This window comes from Pseudomonas sp. BP6, assembly GCF_017875935.1.
Classification (GTDB): domain Bacteria; phylum Pseudomonadota; class Gammaproteobacteria; order Pseudomonadales; family Pseudomonadaceae; genus Aquipseudomonas; species Aquipseudomonas putida_Y.
Genome location: NZ_JAGINI010000001.1, coordinates 1786116 through 1805108 on the forward strand (window position 1 = coordinate 1786116; position 18993 = coordinate 1805108).

The 18993-nt window shown below is 58.0% G+C and carries 19 protein-coding genes; 9 read left to right on the forward strand and 10 right to left on the reverse strand.

Features of this window, described 5'->3' with window-relative positions; all coding sequences use genetic code 11:
• The first annotated feature begins 59 nt into the window (after positions 1-59).
• Positions 60-965, forward strand: coding sequence for a LysR family transcriptional regulator (locus J3A98_RS08255; protein WP_209965244.1), 906 nt, complete (start codon positions 60-62; stop codon positions 963-965).
• A 349-nt stretch (positions 966-1314) separates the two neighbouring features.
• On the opposite strand, the gene J3A98_RS08260 is transcribed toward J3A98_RS08255, so the two are convergent.
• Together J3A98_RS08260 and tnpB are read right to left on the reverse strand one after the other, a co-directional pair.
• Positions 1315-2844, reverse strand: a complete 1530-nt coding sequence (locus J3A98_RS08260; RefSeq protein ID WP_209965246.1) for an IS66 family transposase — start codon at positions 2842-2844, stop codon at positions 1315-1317.
• 18 nt (positions 2845-2862) lie between these two features.
• Complete coding sequence (gene tnpB, locus J3A98_RS08265) at positions 2863-3222, reverse strand: IS66 family insertion sequence element accessory protein TnpB (RefSeq protein WP_245355187.1); 360 nt, start codon at positions 3220-3222, stop codon at positions 2863-2865.
• Between the two features lie 90 nt (positions 3223-3312).
• Between tnpB and J3A98_RS08270 the strand changes: the two genes are divergently transcribed.
• Together J3A98_RS08270 and J3A98_RS08275 are read left to right on the forward strand one after the other, a co-directional pair.
• Positions 3313-4455, forward strand: coding sequence for a DUF3883 domain-containing protein (locus tag J3A98_RS08270; protein ID WP_209965248.1), 1143 nt, complete (start codon positions 3313-3315; stop codon positions 4453-4455).
• Positions 4456-4561: 106 nt separating this feature from the next.
• Positions 4562-5302: a hypothetical protein gene (locus J3A98_RS08275; RefSeq protein WP_209965250.1), complete on the forward strand. Its 741-nt coding sequence runs from the start codon at positions 4562-4564 to the stop codon at positions 5300-5302.
• 268 nt (positions 5303-5570) lie between these two features.
• On the opposite strand, the gene J3A98_RS08280 is transcribed toward J3A98_RS08275, so the two are convergent.
• The 3 genes from J3A98_RS08280 to J3A98_RS27140 form a co-directional block, all read right to left on the reverse strand.
• Entirely contained in the window at positions 5571-5852 is a 282-nt protein-coding gene (locus J3A98_RS08280; protein WP_209965252.1) for a DUF3077 domain-containing protein, read from the reverse strand.
• A gap of 150 nt (positions 5853-6002) precedes the next feature.
• The gene (locus tag J3A98_RS08285; protein ID WP_041167026.1) at positions 6003-6245 is read right to left on the reverse strand and encodes a hypothetical protein; all 243 of its coding nucleotides are present in this window, start codon (positions 6243-6245) and stop codon (positions 6003-6005) included.
• A 486-nt stretch (positions 6246-6731) separates the two neighbouring features.
• Positions 6732-6911 carry a hypothetical protein gene (locus J3A98_RS27140; protein WP_209969782.1) on the reverse strand — a complete coding sequence of 60 codons (180 nt, stop codon included), beginning with the start codon at positions 6909-6911 and terminating at the stop codon, positions 6732-6734.
• 263 nt (positions 6912-7174) lie between these two features.
• Here J3A98_RS27140 and J3A98_RS08295 point away from each other — a divergent pair, with 263 nt between their 5' ends.
• The 3 genes from J3A98_RS08295 to J3A98_RS08305 are packed head-to-tail and all read left to right on the forward strand — an operon-like array spanning position 7175 to position 8627.
• The gene (locus J3A98_RS08295; protein ID WP_209965254.1) at positions 7175-7588 is read left to right on the forward strand and encodes a DUF393 domain-containing protein; all 414 of its coding nucleotides are present in this window, start codon (positions 7175-7177) and stop codon (positions 7586-7588) included.
• Complete coding sequence (gene folE / locus J3A98_RS08300) at positions 7573-8133, forward strand: GTP cyclohydrolase I FolE (RefSeq protein WP_209965257.1); 561 nt, start codon at positions 7573-7575, stop codon at positions 8131-8133. The genes J3A98_RS08295 and folE overlap by 16 nt, the downstream gene beginning before the upstream one ends.
• Positions 8134-8168: 35 nt before the next feature.
• Complete coding sequence (locus J3A98_RS08305; protein WP_209965259.1) at positions 8169-8627, forward strand: DUF3429 domain-containing protein; 459 nt, start codon at positions 8169-8171, stop codon at positions 8625-8627.
• Between the two features lie 118 nt (positions 8628-8745).
• On the opposite strand, the gene J3A98_RS08310 is transcribed toward J3A98_RS08305, so the two are convergent.
• Entirely contained in the window at positions 8746-10269 is a 1524-nt protein-coding gene (locus J3A98_RS08310) for a Fic family protein (protein WP_209969784.1), read from the reverse strand.
• Between the two features lie 439 nt (positions 10270-10708).
• Here J3A98_RS08310 and glsB point away from each other — a divergent pair, with 439 nt between their 5' ends.
• The gene (gene glsB / locus J3A98_RS08320) at positions 10709-11617 is read left to right on the forward strand and encodes a glutaminase B (protein ID WP_014591518.1); all 909 of its coding nucleotides are present in this window, start codon (positions 10709-10711) and stop codon (positions 11615-11617) included.
• 39 nt (positions 11618-11656) lie between these two features.
• On the opposite strand, the gene J3A98_RS08325 is transcribed toward glsB, so the two are convergent.
• On the reverse strand, positions 11657-14068 hold the full coding sequence (locus tag J3A98_RS08325; RefSeq protein WP_209965261.1) for a TonB-dependent siderophore receptor: 2412 nt from the start codon (positions 14066-14068) through the stop codon (positions 11657-11659).
• A 254-nt stretch (positions 14069-14322) separates the two neighbouring features.
• On the opposite strand from J3A98_RS08325, the gene J3A98_RS08330 reads away from it, so the two are divergent.
• Positions 14323-14979 carry an HD domain-containing protein gene (locus J3A98_RS08330; RefSeq protein WP_209965263.1) on the forward strand — a complete coding sequence of 219 codons (657 nt, stop codon included), beginning with the start codon at positions 14323-14325 and terminating at the stop codon, positions 14977-14979.
• Positions 14980-15008: 29 nt separating this feature from the next.
• Here the strand turns inward: J3A98_RS08330 and J3A98_RS08335 are convergent, their stop codons facing one another.
• The gene (locus tag J3A98_RS08335) at positions 15009-16172 is read right to left on the reverse strand and encodes an AAA family ATPase (protein ID WP_209965265.1); all 1164 of its coding nucleotides are present in this window, start codon (positions 16170-16172) and stop codon (positions 15009-15011) included.
• Between the two features lie 145 nt (positions 16173-16317).
• Here J3A98_RS08335 and J3A98_RS08340 point away from each other — a divergent pair, with 145 nt between their 5' ends.
• Positions 16318-16791 (forward strand): anti-virulence regulator CigR family protein, encoded by a 474-nt coding sequence (locus J3A98_RS08340; RefSeq protein WP_176684692.1) that lies wholly within the window; start codon positions 16318-16320, stop codon positions 16789-16791.
• 81 nt (positions 16792-16872) lie between these two features.
• Here J3A98_RS08340 and J3A98_RS08345 read toward each other — a convergent pair whose 3' ends face one another.
• On the reverse strand, positions 16873-17637 hold the full coding sequence (locus J3A98_RS08345; RefSeq protein ID WP_209965267.1) for a hypothetical protein: 765 nt from the start codon (positions 17635-17637) through the stop codon (positions 16873-16875).
• Positions 17638-17701: 64 nt separating this feature from the next.
• The gene (locus J3A98_RS08350; protein ID WP_020189925.1) at positions 17702-18979 is read right to left on the reverse strand and encodes a bifunctional O-acetylhomoserine aminocarboxypropyltransferase/cysteine synthase; all 1278 of its coding nucleotides are present in this window, start codon (positions 18977-18979) and stop codon (positions 17702-17704) included.
• Positions 18980-18993 lie beyond the last annotated feature (14 nt).

The window sequence follows — 18993 nt, forward strand, 5'->3', positions numbered from 1 at the left end:
AAAGCATTTACAATTTAAAACACTTTTTAGCCTGGTTAAAAAATGGATAGTTGGTTGCTATGGATAAATTAAAGGCCATGCAGGCATTTGTTCAGGTCGTTGACAGTGCCAGCCTCACCAAAGCCGCGCAGAAACTTAATATTTCAGTGGCGATGGTCAGTAATTATTTGAAATTCCTTGAAGGCGAGTTGGGCGCGGTATTATTACTGAGAACGACCCGAAAGATATCCATCACGGATTATGGCGCGTACTACTACAAGACCTGCCGGAATATATACGACCTGATGCGCGAAAGTGAGGATGTTGCTTCCCATTTCATTGAGAACCCTGAAGGTGTTCTCAATGTATCGCTGCCACGTTCATTCGGCATTTTTGGTTTTCTGCCGGCGCTCGACAAGTTTTATCAGGCGCATCCGAAGATTCGGGTCGACGTTTCGATCAGCGACGCCCTGGTGGATTTTTCCGAAAATCGCTTCGATGCCGCAGTGCGCCTGGGCGCGCTTTCGGACTCGTCACTGGTGGCGCGGCCGCTGCGGCCCTACAAGTTGATCCTGTGTGCCGCGCCGGGCTATGTGGACAGGCGTGGCGCACCGTCGACGCCGCAGGAGTTGATCCTGCACGACTGTATCGCGACCTATTTCGACGAGCACAAGACCGCGTGGAATACCTTGCAAAACACCTGGGAGTTTTTGAGCGACGATGCCGAGTTCATCAAGGTGTCTGTTCCTGCCAAGATGCAGGTCAACGATGCCCAAGGCGTCTGCATCATAGTGTTGAGCGGGCAAGGCATCGCCCTGCTGCCGGAAGTGGTGGTGAGCGGTTACCTGGCGACGGGCCAGTTGGTGGCGTTGCTGCCGGGCTACCAGATCCCGTCACGGCCCATGCACTTGGTGTACCGCAAGAACTCCCACATGCCGTTCAAGTTGAAAGCATTCATCGGTTTTCTCATGGAGGAGTTCAGCTGAGCGCGGGCACTGGAGGCGCTTGCGCGGGAAAGGCCTTGGCCTGCCGGCCGCCGGAAAGGTATTTTGCCTTGGGCGTTCATGAGCGTTTTTTGGTGGAATGCGCGGCTCTCTGTGTTGGCCTTTGAAATCGGCCAAAGGCTTCCAGCTGCGTGTATACCCGCGTGCACGATCGAGATTCCCAGTGGTGCCCTACAGCAAAATCGTCAATGAAGTCAACGCCCGGCGCACGTTTGCCATCATTTCCCACCCCAACATTACCCTCTAAGTCAGGCTGAGACAGCCCCCGCCATATTCTCAAATAATCGTAAGCGATCCATGAACCCCACCTACCGCAAGGTGAGGCCATCGTTTACCGTGGCATCTCCGGTGAACAGTTCCACGGCAACAGCGCTTCATAATCTGCCACCGACTGCGCATGGGGCAGCCGCTCCAGTACGTGGCGCAGCCACGTATAGGGCTCTTGGCCGTTGATCTTGGCGGTCTCGACTAAACTGTAGAGCTGAGCACTGGCGGCGGCACCCTTGGGCGTGTCGCTGAACAGCCAGGCTTTGCGGCCAATCACAAATGGCTTTATTGCACGCTCTGCCGGGTTATTGTCGATCGGCAAAGACCCAGCCTCCACATAACGCTCCAGCCGACTCCAATTGCTCGCCAGGTAATTCACCGCCTTGCCGAGCACACTTTGCGACGTCACATGTGGCTGCGTTTTGTCCAGCCAACTTTTCAACTGCCCCAGGATCGGCAGACTCTTCTCCTGCCGGCCAGTCAATCGCTGCTCATCACTGGCGTCCTTCAGTTCACGCTCGATGCCATATAGCTTATTGATCAATGACAGCGCCATATCCGCGCGTCCGGCTTTGCCCTTGGGCTGCACTTTCTGAGCTTCAACAAACTTGCGACGCGCATGCGCCATGCACGCCAATCGTTCGACACCCGGCTGCAACGCCAGGGCGTTGTAGCCGGCGTAATCGTCCGTCATCACATAGCCGCGATAACTTTCCAGCAAGCGCAACGGCACCTCCTGCGCACGGCTGGAGGTGTAGTCGAACAGCACGACTTTCCGATCCGGTGGCCCACTGGCTTGCACCCACATCCAGGATTGGCTGGTCGGGTCTCGATCCGGTTCTTTAAGAACTTGGACGCGGGTTTCATCGCAATGGATGACCGGGCTTTCCAGCAACCGGTCGCGCATCAGATTCAGCAGTGGTTGCAGGTGCTCACCGCACTGAATCACCCAGCGCGCCAAAGTCTGACGCGGAATCTCGATACCGTGTCGGCTCAGCACCGTTTCAAAACGGTGCAGCGGCAAGCCATCGACATACTTGGTGGCCAACAGCATGGCCAGCACGCTCGGGCTGGCCATGCTCTTCTCGATCAACTGTGCGGGTTTGTCAGCGGTGACCGGAGCGGCTTCACAACCACGGCAACCGTAAATTTTACGGATGTGTTTGAGCACCCGGATCTGCATCGGCACGATATCCAGCTGTTCGCTGGTTTCTTCACCGATCACGTGTTTGCAGCAACCACAGGCACAGGCCTGCTCGTGTTCGGGCAGTTCGTGGATGACTTCAATGCGCGGCAGGTCAGCGGACAGCGGTTTGCGCTTGCCACGACGCAGTGTTGGCGCGACCACTTCTTCGTCGTCATCGACCGGAGGTATCGACAGGCTTTCCGGCTCGTTGAACAACGCGAGTTGCGGCGTGTTGGTTTCAACGGTCTGCTCGGACTTGCGACTGAACAGACGGTCGCGCAGTAGCTTGACCTGCTCTTTGAGATCGACGATCTGGCCCTTATCGACCGTGCGCTCCATCAATAACTGCGCAAGCATCTGCTTGAGCAGTACGGGGTCATCGGGAAGGTCTTCGGGCATGGAAATCATGCCCCGGATTATACCGAATCAGGCGACGAATCGCGGCGTCAAAACCTGATGCGGGCGATTGCGCCAGAGGTCAAAACCGTCGAGTAACCAGTTCAGTTCCTGGACGGTGAGGACAATCGCTTCGTCGGTGGCGTCAGGTGATGTTTTGAATCGCTCGGATTCCAGGCGCTTGAGCCAAAGACAGAAGCCGTTGCGCTCCCAGTACAAGATCTTCACACCGTTGCGGGATCTGTTGAGAAATACGAAGAGCACGGGGTCGAACACCGCCACCTTGATGTCCAACTCGACCAGCGCCGCCAAGCCATCAAAGGATTTTCGGAAGTCGACGGGCTTGGGGTAGAGATAGACTTTTTCGACTTTGGCGTCGGGACGCATCATGGCGTGCGGGCTCCGATGCCTTGCTGGCTTGATTTCGCGTAGGAAAAAGCTGAGAGTTGCAGAGAAGATTGCCGCAAGGACGCATAGTTAGTGACTCAGCTTTCCCTTCTGAAAAGCCCCGCCGCTGTACAGGCTGCAATGGACGAATTTTCGCATTTGGGACGAGCGGCGTTTCTCAAGCGATACGGCTTCGGTAAGTCCAGAGATTACATGGTCCGCAACCCTCGAACTGGCGAACCATGCGATTCCAAGGCGATCGTGGCTGTTGCCTTTGGTAAGCAGTTTCCTAACCTAGGCGTGCTTGGCGCGGGCGATTTCTCTGGCGGTGAAACCACCGTGGTTCCGTTGCTTCGGAGCTTGGGTTTTGAGGTTATACGGATCGGGGAGGATTGGACGGAAGATGAGGTCCACGCCACCGTCTTGGACTATTTTGAAATGCTACGCTTGGAAGCTGATAGCGTGGCCTTCAACAAGTCCCGGCACAACGAAATCTTGCGAAAGCAGTTGAGAGGGCGAAGCAAAGCCTCCGTAGAGCTCAAACATCAGAACATCAGCGGCGTTCTCGCGGGCATGGGCCTGCCTTTCATTCAGGGCTACAAACCGCGCGGCAACAGCCAACTGTTATTGCGCAAGGCTGTCCAAGATTATGTGCTTCGATATTCCGCAGATGTAAGCAACATCATAGATGTGCTGGAGGAGGTAAAGACACCGACACAGAAATCCTACTCGGCTGTGCTAGTTGAGTCACCGATTATGGAGGAGCGGCAAAAGCTCGGTGTACCTTCTCGTTCTCGAGAGCGCCTACCGCGCAAGCTTGACTACGCCGCTCGGGACGAAGCGAATCGTAAACTTGGGCGATTGGGGGAGGATTGGGTGATTGGTTATGAGCAGCATCGGCTGACGGAGATAGGTCATCCTGAGCTTTTCCAGAAGCTGGAATGGATCTCGGACACTCAGGGTGATGGCGCTGGCTACGACATTCTTTCGTTTGAAAGTGATGTTCTGCATCGCTATATCGAAGTAAAGGCTACCAATGGAGGGATCGCGTCCTCGTTTGTTGTAAGTCACAATGAGCTAGAGTTCTCTGGAGAAGCAGGGGGGCAGTTTTATCTCTACAGGGTTTTCCAGCTTAGTACCGAGCCAAAGCTTTTTATTTTGCGAGGTGACTTGTCGAGCCAGTTGTACTTAAAACCACTGGATTTCAGGGCGAGCTTTCGCGAGCACTTTCGCTAGGGCTTGCCAAGTTTATTACCTAGTCAGAAGGGCTTGTGTGTCTGATTTGATATCGACAGGTGAATTGGCATTGGCCTAGGCCAATCTCGAAAGTCATGTAGGGAAAATGGCAGTGTCGATTGAGCATACGATAAAAATTTTAGAATTGTTAAATGGCTGTGAGCCGCGAAAAGTTGGTCGTACCGATTTGGAGGCTAAGGCTCAAGCAATCGCAAATTGGTCCCTGGTCTGCTCGTTTTTTTGCTTTTCGATAAACGTGTTGTTCGTGCTTTTATATGATGTTAAGCCCCCGACTGTAGTCGCTACTATATTAGTTACAGTGCTTTTTATATTCACTACGGTACTAGCTTTGGCTGCTCTACTAATTCCAATGATAGCCTCGTTAATGCTACTGGTGAAGTGGAAGATTCTTGCTCTCGATAGTTTGTGTGAAGACGTCCGGCATGAGCAGAAATTGGCTAGTAAATTGGAAGCTTACGGAATGTTCGAGTTAAAGGATGCACGGTTTTGGTTGGAACGGAGGGTAAATCGAATAAGTGCCAGTTCAGGGCGATTTTTTGGTGAGAAAACGGCTGTTGTTGGATTGCTAGCAACCTCATACTCGTTTGTCGGCGAATTTGGTGGTTTGGATTGGGTCGCCCAGACACTCTCAGCAGGTTTCAAGCTAGATAACCTTGCCAATACCCTGTTACTTTGGGTTGGAGCATTTCTGTTTGGTATCTCAATAGGCTCGATATTGCTTGGGTATCTTGCAGCCCGTTACCGTTACCAGATTGAAATCCTTGATGTGGCACTGAGAAACAATAGCATAGATAATGCGGAATTGGATAGCTGTCGAGATTTGTGATTACTGGTGTCGGCTATGCGTAACACGGCATGACTCTCTATCGAGCTGAGCTGTTGAGTTGTCGACGAGGTGAGGCAAGGAATGCAACTTGGTGACCAAAACTGCGGGGTGCGGTGCTCAAGTATTTTTTCATTGGAGTGCTAGTTATCCGCTGGAATATTCGATGCAACAATCAATTTGATAATTGGCCAGTCTCTTGCCCAATAGGTTACGGGGCCGCTTCGCGGCCCTTTCGCAACGCAAGGCGGCTTCCACATTGTGCGAATTTTTACCGTGAGTTGTCCGAGTCTTTCATCATGCCCAACTCGGCATCATCCATCAGCGCCTTGGCCAAGGCGCAGAGATAGTGCGAAGCCCAGATCAGCTGGGGCTTGTCTTCCATCAGGCCGTCCAACGTCATATCCCGAGCGTAACCCATCAGCTCTGATGCCTGTTCCCGCGCACTCTGACAAGGGATGCCGGCTTCTATGCGGAACAGCGGATGGGTCTGGTTTTCACCTTGGTAGAAGGTGGTTTTGCCGACGGTGAATTTGGTTTCTTCTGTGGACATTGTTCAGTTTCCCCAAGATTGCTTCAGCCTGTACGGGCCTATTCGCGGGTGAACCGCTCCTACAGGAGCACGGCAGTCTTCAAGGCTGAGGGAGTGCCTGGGAGGGGGTATCCGCAGAGAGGCCGGCCCAGGCAGTACATCAGCGACACGTCAATGCATAGTCCGAGGCTCACTGGGCATCTGCACTTGGGCTATTGCGGACTCGAGCAAAGCTCTCAAGGTCTCCAGTTCATGCATCGAGGTCATCATCAGAATCGACGCGGGTGACTTGGGCTGCAGCAGCATTGCCTGATGCACGACGGTCGCCGCGCATAACGCGTAGTCCGTAGCCTGAATCAGGGTGTCTTCCAGGGAAAGAACGTTGTGCGGTGGATCAGGTACTATTTTCAGCATAAACCCTCTCAGTGCCTTACAGGGCTGCCGCAGTACCGCTGTCAAACGGAAGGGTGGCAGCTGTTTGTGGGTTGACAGACCGGGGGCACTGAGAATCCCGGCGCACACGAAGGTGCCCCACGCACAGCTGCCATAACTGGCATTGCACATGCTCTCAGTGAACCACGGTCTGTCAAAACCGTGCCGCCAATGGGTAGCGACAGGCCGAGACTAGGGCTGACTATTTCCATGTGCAACGAAAATCAGGCGCGAGGAGTATCTTTGGGAAATGGCCTACAAGGAAGGGGTTATTTCTGATTTTTCGACCCGCTCCCGTTCCTCAAAAACCTAAACAGGAAACAGGCGGGCAAAAGAAAGCCCGCCGAGGCGGGCAAAGTACTATCACGTAGGGATAGCTTCATCCTGCCCAAGCCACTGTGAAAATTGGGTGAAAGAAAAGTCCCCATAACGTGATCACCCACTGACGTTAGCAATGCCTCGCGCCCTTTAAAGCTGGGCTTTCTGCCGCTGGTGGCGCTGAAAGCGGGTAACCGCGATCTGGACGATAGCTGCCACGAGGCACAGCAGGCCGACTTTCCAGCTGCCCTCCAGGCCGTAATGCTCGGCGATCTTCCCAGTGATGATGACGCTAACGAAGATAGCGAAAGGCAGAATCAGTTTGTTCATCAGGTCTTCCAGCAGGCTGCAAAGGGCTCGAGTGAATACGCAGTTCACCCAGCGGAATGCCGCGATCTTAGCAAATCCGATTCCGGCTTTGTGGTAAGGCCTGCATGTGCAGCCCCCGGGCGAGCAGTACTCGCGGCAGGCATTGTTTGTATCAAAATGCCGGTCCGCCTGGCTGCCGTCGCCGAAAGCTGTCACGCCCATTGCGAATTTCCGTGTTTCAGCTAACTTGTACAAAAAACCTGTACAAGAATGAGGCTTTGTACATGTATTGCCAGTGGCCCTTTACGCTGTACTTTGACGGCGCCTGCCCCTTGTGCGCTCGGGAGATCGCCTTCCTGCGCAGGCAATCGACCGGGGGAAAGCTCATCCTGGTTGACATCAGTGCTGATGATTTCGATGCAGGGGCGTTGGGCTTGGCAGTCGAGCAACTGAGGTCGTGCCTGCATGGAAGGTTCACGAGCGGGCACTGGGTTACAGGCTTGGACGCCACCTTGTGGAGTTGGCGTGCTGCGGATGTGGGCCTGTGGGTCGCGCCACTGGCCTGGCGTCCGCTACGTCCCCTGTTTTCGGTTCTTTACAGGCTGTTCTGTCGATTGAGGCCACACTTGGCCTGGCTACCACATCCCGATGGCGGGCACCGTTGTAGCGGTGAGGAGTCCAAATGTCACATTCGTTAGCCGAGCACTTTCATGAAATCCTCGTCGGCATTGGTGAAAACCCGCAGCGCGAAGGGCTCCTGGACACACCCCAGCGTGCGGCAAAAGCGATGCAGTACTTGTGCAATGGGTATGCCCAGGATCTTCACGAGGTCGTAAACGGTGCTCTGTTCGAGAGCGAAAACGATGAAATGATAGTGGTGCGTGACATTGAGCTCTACTCATTGTGCGAACACCATATGCTGCCGTTCATTGGCAAGGCTCATGTCGCGTACCTGCCAACAGGGCGTGTGTTAGGCCTTTCCAAGGTTGCACGCGTGGTGGATATGTTCGCCCGTCGTTTACAGATACAGGAAAACCTCACGCGGCAAATTGCGTATGCCGTGCAGGAAGTCACGGATGCCGCAGGGGTGGCGGTCGTGATCGAAGCCCAGCATATGTGCATGATGATGCGCGGTGTGGAGAAGCAAAACTCGGTGATGATTTCATCCGTGATGTTAGGTGCATTTCGCGACGCCCCCTCGACGCGGCACGAATTCCTGAACCTCATTGGACGACACAGTTGACGTCCGGTCCTGAACCGTCGCGAAGGGGCGCCCAGATGAATACCGATGCTACTGCGTTATCTCCAAGCCGCTTCGCTGTCCTGGGTTACGGCGGTCTGCTGCCGTTTATTGGTGTGACGCTGCTCATCCTTTTTTGGGCTGAATATCGAGCGTTTTTCTCGATGATGCTGGTTGGCTATGGCGCGGTGATATTGAGCTTCGTCGGTGCCCTGCACTGGGGGTTTGCCATGACGTTGCAGGGTTTGCCCGCGAAGCAGCGTCAAGAGCGACTGGTGTGGAGCGTTATACCGGCCCTGACCGGTTGGGTTGGCACGTTGCTGCCTGTGCCATTGGGGTGTCTGGTGTTGACCTTTGGTTTTGTCGGCCATCTTTGGCAGGATCGCAAACTGGCGCAAGCGATGCCTGGGTGGTATCTGCCGATGCGCGTGCATCTCACAGCTGTCGCGAGCCTCTGTTTGCTGCTCAGTGCGCTCGCCGTATTCATTGATTTTTGAAACCCCAATCCACGCTTCGATCCGTTCTACCCTGCCAGGGTGAGCGCTACGGATAACCCAGTCGCGGGGCTGCGCGGCTTGCTTTTCGTTCCATGAATAGACGCTCTCCCACTCAACACTATGCATCCGTCTGTGTCTCTGCTCCCTGATGCGCTTGAGCGGCTGAGCGCTGGGCGGCAAGCACTTGTTGCGCTGTCAGCTCGATATAGTCGAACACCGCCTCAGGGACCCTGTACAGGTACTGCTTACGCCGATTGTTTGACACGCTCCCGCCATTGCTCAGGCACATCATGACCAGGTTTGCGAGGTCGCTGCCGCGAACATCGAATCGCTCATCAACGGCCCTGTAGACGGCGTCATAGTTTTCCAGAAAGGCCGTCTCATCGCGCAGCTCGACCTCCAGCGCCCGCTTTGCCATCAGGCAGGTGAATACAACGCACTGCGTGGCATCCCAGAATCGGTAGATCGCGTCAGCTCCGATGAACTCAAATGTAAACTGCTCGTGATCGATCCATTGCACTTGCCAGTATTCTCGCACGGGCCCGGAATATCCCTGAAGTGTCTCCAGATACAGGCGTTCTTCGCGTTTCATGGCAACCGAAACAGGAAGCAACAGGCCGTTTTCAAGCGCCCCGGACTGGCAAAGAGCTTGGTGGATCAAAAAGCGCGACAAGCGCCCGTTCCCATCCATGAACGGGTGGAGGAACACGAACCCGAATGAAATGATGCTTGCCGCCACAAGCGGATCGATTTGGGTAGGGCCTTCATTGGCGAAGCGCATCAGGCTTTCCATCAACTCGCGGCACAGGCCTGGGGGAGGGGGGACATAGGTCACCCCGGCTGCTCCATGCATGCCATTGCTAAGGTGGTTCTGCTCGTGTCGAAATGCCGCCGCAAGATCCAGAGGGTTTGCCACAGTGGCATTCTGTAAAGTAACCAGATAATCCTCAGTCAGTGGGTGGCGCTCATGGGCCTGGCGCAGGAGTTTGATGAAGCGGCGGGATTTATCTTCGGTGGGGGCTTCTTTCTCTATTGCAAACGAGTCCTGGGTCTCGTGCAGATACGCCCAATTGATAGCCCGGTCCATCATCAGCGGTGGAAGTGAAGCGATGAAGTTCTTCGCCTTGCCGAGAATGTCATGCTCAAGAAGCTCTGTAACTTGCGCAGTGCGCTCTACGGTCGCGCAGTAAGTCAGATCTCCGAGTCCGTTGAATTCCACCCGCCACTTCGAATTCCGCTCACCTGGTCGAGTAATGTACTGTTCTGGGTCGAATAGCTGCACGAAGGCGCCGCGTACAGGTGAAGGCTGCCCAATGTCTTCACCGGTGAAGGCTTCCCGGAGATAGCAGGCCTTACGGATATAGGCGCCATTGGGCAATGCTTCCAGCGCTTGTGAAAAACGTTCAGCAGGTATTTGTGGCAGAGCTTGGGCGAGAATCGAAAGGTTGATACCTTCATGCTTGAGCGCAAACAGCACATTTCCAAGCAGATCGTCCGCTGAGGGGGCCATTCGATGGGGCACCGCGAGCGTGTTCCCGATTTTCTCAATCCGGGTGACCGGTTGTACGATTGCAGGGCGCTTGAGTGCAACCGCAGAGATCTGCAGCCTATCGAGTAGTAGCGAATATCCCGCTGCCCGCATGTATCTTTCCTTCAGTTTGGGCGTGAGCGCTGTGCTTTTTTTAAGTTGGCTCACAAAATCTTCAGAATTCGCGATTATGCCGTTTTTTTCTTCACTTTCCACAGGCATGTGAGGCTTGTGGATTATCGCTGACCGCCTCGTAAGCCTCCAACTACATGTAGCGTCTGAGCAGGCATCACTCGTCGTTCTGTTCCAACAGCATCGACCCAGCCAGCCGCGTGATGGCCGGATCGTTGGGGAAATTCCCACAACATCGGTGCGGCGCGTGGCCGGCCCTCGCAGCTTTTTACAGCTGCCTTCACGGCCGTAACGCGCGGCGATCTTCCTGGCGATGACGACGCTTACGGTGATTTGTTTCTGAATGTGTGATCTCTCCCGCTCGGTCTTCGTCAAGGAGAGTGCCCCTCGCCGTCGTATGGGGATTGATACAGGGCCTTCCATGCAAACGCTGTTGAACGAGATTCTCGAAGAAGTACGTCCCTTGATCGGCAAGGGCAAAGTCGCTGACTACATTCCCGCGCTGGCGGACGTGCCGGCGAACCAACTGGGTATCGCTGTCTATGGCAACGATGGCAGTTACCACTGCGCAGGTGATGCGCAGGTGCCATTCTCGGTGCAGAGCATTTCCAAGGTGTTCAGCCTGGTTCAGGCCATTGGCCATTCGGGGGAAGCCATTTGGGAGCGGCTGGGGCATGAGCCTTCGGGGCAGCCGTTCAACTCGTTGGTGCAGCTGGAGTTCGAGCGCGGGCGGCCGCGTAACCCGTTCATCAATGCCGGGGCATTGGTGATCTGCGATATCAATCAGTCGCGCTTCGCGGCCCCCACGTTGTCGATGCGCGATTTTGTCCGACGGCTTTCAGGCAACCCTCACATCTCGATCAATACCCGGGTCGCTGATTCGGAATATCAGTTTCGCGCGCGCAACGCTGCCATGGCGTACCTGATGCAGTCATTTGGCAACTTCCATAACGAGGTCGAGACGGTGCTGCGCAGTTACTTCAGTTACTGCGCACTGCAAATGAACTGCCTGGACCTGGCGCGGGCATTCTGCTTCCTGGCCAATGATGGGTTCTGCAAGCACAGCGGTGAGCAGATCCTGACACGGCGCCAGACCCAACAAGTGAACTCGATCATGGCCACCAGCGGGCTATATGACGAGGCGGGGAATTTCGCCTTCAGGGTGGGTTTGCCTGGCAAGAGTGGTGTGGGTGGCGGGATCGTGGCGATCGTGCCGGGTCAATTTACCGTATGCGTGTGGTCGCCAGAGCTGAATGCGGCGGGCAACTCCCTGGCCGGGATGGCGGCGCTTGAGCTGCTCAGTTCGCGGATCGGATGGTCGGTGTTCTGATCTGCGAACTCAGGGGCCATCAGGCGTCGCCTTGGCGGGTCAGAACGCGTACACCAACGTGGCCGTGGCTCTGCGTGGGCTGCCATACCAGCCGCGCGCGCCAATCGCCGTGTAGTAGGTTTTGTCAAACACGTTGTTGAGGTTCAGTGAAACGCTGGTCTGCGGCGTGAAGGCATATTGAGCCATCAGGTCGACCACGCTGTAGGGGTCCTGGGTGAACGTTTCGTTGTTGGGCCCGGCGCTCTTGTAATATTCGGTACCCTGCCAGCGCACACCACCCCCCACCTTCAACTGTGGCAGGGTCGCCAGGCGGTAGCTGGTGAACAGTTTCAAGGTGTCTCGCGGTATTTCAGTGTTCAGGCGGTCGCCATCCGAATCCTTGCTTACCGCATAGGTGTAGCTGGCCGAGACCTGCCAATCAGGCAAAATCTCGCCCGCCATTTCCATCTCGAAACCACGTGTCTTGGTACCCGATTCGGCACGGTAGGCCTGGTTGCCGTCTGGCGCCAGGTTGCTTCCGTCGGCTACCGCCAGGTTGTCCTGGTGTACCTCGAATACGCTGAAAGCCGTGGTCAGGCGCTGGTCCCAGAACTCACTCTTCAGACCGAGCTCGTAGTTAACGCCTTCCAACGGGTCCAGGTAGGTCCCGTTGATATCCTTGTTGCTCTGCGGTTTGAAAATGGTGGTGTAACTGGCATAGGCCGACCAGTTCTCGTTGAGGTCATACACCAGGCCAAGGTAGGGCGTGACGACCCCGGTTTCGCTACGCGAAGTGCGGCTTGTAGCGCCGGACGACAGGGTGGTAGAGGTTTCGTCGCGTTTCCAGTCGATCAGCCGCGCCCCGGTAATCAGCGACAGGTCATCCGCCAGGCTCCAGCGTACCGAAGCTACCAGGCCGTCCTGGGTTTCATCCAGTGCGTCTTCCGAGGATTTGGCATGGATGGCGTCCGGTATCGCCAGCGAACCGTCCCAGGTGTAAATGTTGTCGATGGTCTGGATCGTCCACAGTGGGTAACCGTCGTTGCGGTAGTAGGCGCGGTAGTGACTGGCCCCGAGGTAAGCCTGGTGCTCGCGTGAAAACAGCTCGAACGGGCCCGACGCCGACAGGTCGAACGAGGTCTGCCGGGGCTCGCCGGCCCAACGCCCCGTCCAGGTGCTGATGCCACTGCCATCGGGCTTGACGGTGCCGCTGGCAGCGGTGGCAAAGGTGTCGTCATAGCTGCGACGGCTGTGTTCGGCATTCAGTTTCAACTGCCAGCCGTTGTCCAGTTGATGCTCCAGCGTAGTGAATACCGTCTTGGTGCGACGCTTGTGATAGCTCCAGTCCGAAGCTGAATTGAACGTGCGGGAGGGGCTGAAGTGACTGCCATCTGAATTGAACATCGGGAAGCCGTGGTTGCCTGCCCCGTCGTTGTCCATCTCCTGATATTCCGCACCTGCTGTCAGCATCGTGCTGTCGGTGATGTCCCACTCCAGTACCCCATAGGCCACCTGCCGTTCCAGCGATTGGCGGTCGACGTAGCTCTGGCTGTCGGTATTGGAGGCGACAAAGCGCCCGCGGACATTGCCGCTTTGCGTCAACTTGCCAGAAACGTCCAGTTCGGTGCGGTAGTTGTCCCACGAGCCCGCTTTCAAGGTCAGCTTGCGTTGTGTTTCCAGGGTCGGCTTCTTGCGGATCAGGTTGACGGTGGCGCCCGGGTCGCCAGTGCCTGACATCAGGCCCGTGGCACCGCGCACTACCTCTACCCGGTCGTAGGACACCATGTCGGAGAGGTCATCCCTGAAGCCAAAGGTATCGGGGCGGTTGATGCCGTCCACCTGGATGCTGCCGACCTCGAAGCCGCGCACGTAGATATGGTTGGCGTCGCTGCCGGCGGGCCCCATGCTGTCAACGACCACGCCCGGTGTCTGTTCAAGCACCTGGGCGACATCGTTCAGGTTCTGGTCTTCAATCTGCTGGCGGGTGACCACGCTGACCGATTGGGGTGTCTCGCGTGCCGACAGCCGCAGCCCGGTTGCGGTATTGACCGAGCCGGTGGTGTAGCTGCCGGTGCCTTCGGTGGTGGCACCCAGGGCCATGCTGGAGACGGTGGTTGCCGCAAGCTCCATGGCGCCATCCTGTTCAGCGCTAATCAGCATGAAGCGTTTTTCGCCCGCTGCCTGCACCTGCAAGCCACTGCCTTGCAGCAGTTCTGCCAACGCCTGATGCAGCGCGTAATTGCCGTGCAGCCCTTTGCTGTGCAAGCCTGCGACTTCTTCATGGCTGAAACTGATGACTGCCCCGCTGGCGTCGGCAAACTGGTCGAGTGCGTGAGCCAATGACCCTGCCGGGATACTGTAACCCACAGGCTCGGCCCAGGCATGTGCAGTGCCCAGCAGCGAGCCCGCGAAGCTGACCGCTAGTGCGGTTTGGCGAATACGGGTGGCGGGGGAGGAAAAGCGAGCGGACATCCATTGACTCCTTGCTGATCGAATACAAGTGCTCCCAGTAACAAACGTGTTGTTGACGGAAATACTTAGTAGCAAGGTGCTGATAGGGCTGAGGATCTACTTTGGCAGTAACATCCTCATCGCAGCACAAGGCTGCTCCTGCCAGTGCTGTACAGGCTTTGAAATTGACATGCATGCTCTCGGTACTTGCCCAGGGCAGCGTCCGGACGGCGCCCGTGAACCCGTGCATTCACCGGAAATGGAACCTACCGAAGATGACCCGCGAAGCGTTTGCCCCTTATCAGTCTCTTGCCACTGACTTGCTGAAGTATCTGCCGTCCGACCAGAGTGATGGCTCCCACGACTTGGCCCATATTCATCGCGTGTGGGTCAATGCGCAGCGGATCCAGCGGGTAGAGGGTGGCGACCTTGAAATCTTGCTTGCGGCGACGGTGCTGCACGACTGTGTGGCAGTGGAAAAGCATTCGCCGTTACGTGGGCAGGCCTCGACGTTGTCGGCGAACAAGGCTGCATCAGCCCTTGCAGAGATGGGCTGGCCGAGTGTGCGTGTTGAGCAGGTAGTGCATGCGATCAAAACCCACAGTTACTCGGCGGGGTTCGAACCGCTGACAGGTGAGGCCTGCATCCTTCAGGACAGTGACCGGCTTGACGCCATAGGCGCGGTGGGTATTGCCCGGTGTTTTTACGTCTCCGGGCGAATGGGGTCGGCGCTCTATGACTTCGAGAATCCTGCCGCGCAGCAGAGGGCGTACCAGGACGGGGCGTATGCCATCGAGCACTTCCAGACCAAACTGCTCAAGCTCGCCTCGGGCTTTAAAACCCAAGAAGGGGCTCGCCTCGCTGCCGAGCGTCATACCCGGCTTGAAACCTTTCTTACTCAGTTCATGGACGAGATTACCGGGGCAGGTTAGTCATGCCGGGTTCGTACCGTCACTTGAATTCAGTCAGCCCAGCGCCACAGCGGCTCATCCAGCAACCCAACCCCCCGCAGCTGGGTTTGCCCTTGTATTTTTTCCAGCTCTAGCACATTGCACCCGTCACAGGCTGCCAGCGCGTTGATTAATGGCGCACTGTGCGATACCACCCAAACCTGGCTACGGCGTGATGCACGAATGATCAGCCGCGCCAAGGCCGGGAGCAGGTCCGCGTGCAGACTGGTTTCCGGTTCGTTCAAGACCATCAGCGATGGCGGCCGTGGTGTGAGCAGGGCGGCCATCAGCAGAAGATAGCGCAGGGTGCCGTCCGACAATTCAGCACCCTCGAGCGGGCGCAAAAGCCCGTGCTGGTGCAGCCTTACACTGAACAGCCCGCCAGGTGGCGCATTGATCTCCAGACGGCTGCCGGGAAACGCGTCATCCAGCGCTTCCACCAGATCCTCCACGTCGCCAATTTCGATAATGGTCTGCAACGCCGAGGCAAGGTTGCGCCCGTCGTGATGCAGCACCGGCGAGCGAGTGCCCAGTTGGGGTTGACGGCAAGGCGCGTCACGGTCAATCCGGAAGTGATCATAAAACCGCCAGCTATTGATGAATGCGCGCAGGTCACCGATTTCCGGTGCCTGGCGGGGCCGGCCGACGATGTTGAAGAAGCTCTCGCCGCTGTCAGCATGCTGATCGAGCACCGCCCAGCGGTTGCCCTCGCGGGCCCGCACCAGGGCGTTCTTGCGCTCGACCAGCAAGGACGAGGGCCGATAGGCGCCAGCGCCCCAGATGGCTTCACACTTTATTTCGGGGTCGAGCATGAACGCGGTCGGATACGGCAGGGGAATTGGCAGGCCGAGGGTGATGGCAAACCCGAAGTCCTCGGTGGCAAAGCCCAAGCGCAGGCGCCTGGCTTCGCTCGGATGCTGGCCTTGGATGGGCACTTCGCCGCGCCGCATTCGTGCGCTGGTTTCCGGGCCGGCCCACCAGGTCGAATCCAGCCCGCCTTCACGGGCGAGGGCTTCGACCACACCGCCCTGTGCGGTTTCGGCCAGCAGGCGCAGTGCCTTGTACAGGTTGGATTTGCCGCTGCCATTGGCGCCGGTCACCAGGTTGAGTTGGCCCAGCGGCAGCACCAGGTGGTTGATCGAGCGGTAGTTGCCGATGGCGAGGGTAGTGAGCATGCAGTGCTTCCCAGCGTGGACCAGGCGACCGATTGTGGCCGAAGCGTGCCTGCCTTGTCAGCCTCTCTGCTGAGGCTGTTGCAAGTGAAGCAGGCGTGCGCACCGTCTATAGTGTGAGGCAACCTCTCGCGCAAAGGATGCTCACATGGCCAGATCAACAATCATGACAGCCGTTGTCACCTCATTGGCGGTGGCCTTGGCCTCTGGCCCGGCGCTCGCCGACCCGGGTAACGGCAAAGGCCAGGGCCAAGGTCAGGGGCACGGCAAGGGCCAGGCTCAGCATGCCCAGGGCCAGGGCAATCCGGGCGGCCATAAGCAGAGCGCCGGCGGCAATAACTGGCACGGCGGCCCGTCCATCGACCGTGGCGATGTACTGGGCATCCTCGGTGGCCACCGCAACTACTGGAGTCCGGGCCCGGCATTGCCTCCCGGCATTCAGAAGAACCTGGCCCGCGGCAAGCCTCTGCCGCCCGGTATCGCCAAGAAGCTGGATGGCCGTCTGTTGGGGCAGTTGCCTCACTATGACGGGTATGAATGGATGCAGGCAGGCGCAGACCTGATACTGGTCGCCGTGGCGACCGGGATCATCTATGAGGTGTTGAACGGGGCGTTCGACTAAGGCCGCGGGTGCGAGCAGTCCGCCCGGTCCCTGCAGGCGCTGGCGTGCCTGCGATGGGCTGCGCAGCAGCCCAATGGTCTATCAACGCCGTCGCAACACGGCGGCCAGTCCAATGGTCAGCACCACAGCGCACAGCATGGCCAGCCCGATGGTCACGCCAACGCCCCACGTTTCCAGCAGCCCCGCCAAGACCAGATAGAACGCAATCACCCCCACCGCGCCGATCGCATTGCCCCGCACCATCGCCGCCATTCCGGCTCGCCCGCCCTGCACATGGGCGAACACCACCAGTGGCCAGGCAATCACCGGAATCGGCGCCAGCATCCCGCTGGTGGCCGGGCCCAGCCAGCTGGCCAGGCTCGTTGTGATCATCAGCAGGGAAGTGGCAGATACCATGCGCAACGGGATTTCCCAGTGCCGGTGCCGGGGGCGGGCCAAGGTATCAGGCTTGGGCTCGCGGCCGCTGGCGCGGATCAGCACGCCGATCAGCACCAACGCCACTGCAATCGACAGGTACAGGCTGCCCCAGTGGGTAAAGGCATAGGCGGCCAGGCCATAGAACAGCAACGCCAGCAGTACGGCCACGGCGATGCCGAGTGTGCGCGTGGTCAGCAGGTAGATGGTGTAGGTGGCCTGCACCGCCGCCAGGCCGCCCAGTGCGCCGGGCAATGCGCCCAGGGCGAAGGCCGTGCCCTGTTCCAGGCACAGGAAGGTCATCACCAGCGCCGAGGTGATCGGCAGGCCGGACAGCAATCCGCCTAGCAGGCCGCCCCAGCGCCGGGAGGCGAGGGAGATGGCCCACATCAGCAGGGGGGTGATGGTGAGTTTCAGGTAAAACAGGGTCATTGCGGGTGCATCCAGGCTTGATGAAGGTGCGCCCGCCTTCGACATTGGGTCGGGCGCGGGTGAATCAGCCGCGGCTGGCCTCCAAGGCCTGGGCCAGGTCGGCGATGATGTCGTCACTGTGTTCGATGCCGATTGACAGGCGCACCATGTCCCGTGGCACGCCGGCCTTCTCCAGTTCCTCGTCGTTGAGCTGACGATGGGTAGTGGAAGCGGGGTGGCAGGCCAGTGACTTGGCGTCGCCGATATTCACCAGGCGTACCACCAACTGCAACGCGTCGATGAAGCGCGCGCCAGCCGCCTGGCCACCCTTGATACCGAACGACAGGATCGACGCCGGCTTGCCGCCGGTGTAGCGCTGGGCCAGTGCATGTTCGGGGTGGTCGGGCAGCCCGGCGAACTTCACCCAGGCCACCTGCTCGTGGGCTTGCAGGTAATGGGCAACCTTTAGCGCGTTCTCGGTATGGCGCTCCATGCGCAGGGCCAGGGTTTCCAGGCCTTGCAGGATCAGGAAGGCGTTGAACGGCGACAGCGCGGCGCCGGTGTTGCGCAAGGGCACCACACGGCAGCGGCCGATGAAGGCGGCAGGGCCGAAGGCTTCGGTGTAGGTGACGCCGTGGTAGGACGGGTCGGGGGTGTTGAGCAGGGCGAAGCGTTCCTTGTTTTCGGCCCAAGGGAATTTGCCGGAGTCGATGACGATACCGCCGATGCTGGTGCCGTGACCGCCGATGTACTTGGTCAGTGAGTGCACGACGATGTCGGCGCCGTGCTCGAACGGCCGGCACAGCACCGGGGTGGCCACGGTGTTGTCGACGATCAGCGGCACCCCGTGGCGGTGGGCGGCCTCGGCCAGCGCAGCGATATCAACGATATTGCCGGCGGGATTGCCGATGGACTCGCAGAATACCGCTTTGGTACGCGCGTCGATCAGCGCTTCGAGGGCGGCGATATCGTCATGGGCCGCGAAGCGGGTGTGGATACCCATGCGTGGCAGGGTGTGCGCCAGCAGGTTGTAGGTGCCACCGTATAGCTTGGCCACCGAGACGATATTGTCGCCGGCTTCGGCGACGGTCTGGATGGCGTAGGTGATAGCCGCCATGCCCGAGGCTACGGCCAGCGCACCAACCCCGCCTTCCAGGGCGGCCATGCGCTGCTCGAGCACGTCGTTGGTGGGGTTCATGATGCGCGAGTAGATATTGCCGGCAACCTTCAGGTCAAACAGGTCGGCGCCGTGCTGGGTGTCATCGAAGGCGAAGGAGGTGGTCTGGTAGATCGGTACGGCCACCGCCTTGGTGGTCGGGTCGGGGCTGAAGCCCGCATGGATGGCAAGCGTTTCCAGCTTCATGCAATCGTTCCTTG

Coding starts and splice junctions, on each gene's coding strand:
- J3A98_RS08255 (WP_209965244.1), top strand. CDS start 60: ATGGATAAATTAAAGGCCATGCAGGCATTTGTTCAGGTCGTTGACAGT.
- J3A98_RS08260 (WP_209965246.1), bottom strand. CDS start 2,844: ATGATTTCCATGCCCGAAGACCTTCCCGATGACCCCGTACTGCTCAAG.
- tnpB (WP_245355187.1), bottom strand. CDS start 3,222: ATGATGCGTCCCGACGCCAAAGTCGAAAAAGTCTATCTCTACCCCAAG.
- J3A98_RS08275 (WP_209965250.1), top strand. CDS start 4,562: ATGGCAGTGTCGATTGAGCATACGATAAAAATTTTAGAATTGTTAAAT.
- J3A98_RS08280 (WP_209965252.1), bottom strand. CDS start 5,852: ATGTCCACAGAAGAAACCAAATTCACCGTCGGCAAAACCACCTTCTAC.
- J3A98_RS08285 (WP_041167026.1), bottom strand. CDS start 6,245: ATGCTGAAAATAGTACCTGATCCACCGCACAACGTTCTTTCCCTGGAA.
- J3A98_RS27140 (WP_209969782.1), bottom strand. CDS start 6,911: ATGAACAAACTGATTCTGCCTTTCGCTATCTTCGTTAGCGTCATCATC.
- J3A98_RS08295 (WP_209965254.1), top strand. CDS start 7,175: ATGTATTGCCAGTGGCCCTTTACGCTGTACTTTGACGGCGCCTGCCCC.
- folE (WP_209965257.1), top strand. CDS start 7,573: ATGTCACATTCGTTAGCCGAGCACTTTCATGAAATCCTCGTCGGCATT.
- J3A98_RS08305 (WP_209965259.1), top strand. CDS start 8,169: ATGAATACCGATGCTACTGCGTTATCTCCAAGCCGCTTCGCTGTCCTG.
- J3A98_RS08310 (WP_209969784.1), bottom strand. CDS start 10,269: ATGCGGGCAGCGGGATATTCGCTACTACTCGATAGGCTGCAGATCTCT.
- glsB (WP_014591518.1), top strand. CDS start 10,709: ATGCAAACGCTGTTGAACGAGATTCTCGAAGAAGTACGTCCCTTGATC.
- J3A98_RS08325 (WP_209965261.1), bottom strand. CDS start 14,068: ATGTCCGCTCGCTTTTCCTCCCCCGCCACCCGTATTCGCCAAACCGCA.
- J3A98_RS08330 (WP_209965263.1), top strand. CDS start 14,323: ATGACCCGCGAAGCGTTTGCCCCTTATCAGTCTCTTGCCACTGACTTG.
- J3A98_RS08335 (WP_209965265.1), bottom strand. CDS start 16,172: ATGCTCACTACCCTCGCCATCGGCAACTACCGCTCGATCAACCACCTG.
- J3A98_RS08340 (WP_176684692.1), top strand. CDS start 16,318: ATGGCCAGATCAACAATCATGACAGCCGTTGTCACCTCATTGGCGGTG.
- J3A98_RS08345 (WP_209965267.1), bottom strand. CDS start 17,637: ATGACCCTGTTTTACCTGAAACTCACCATCACCCCCCTGCTGATGTGG.
- J3A98_RS08350 (WP_020189925.1), bottom strand. CDS start 18,979: ATGAAGCTGGAAACGCTTGCCATCCATGCGGGCTTCAGCCCCGACCCG.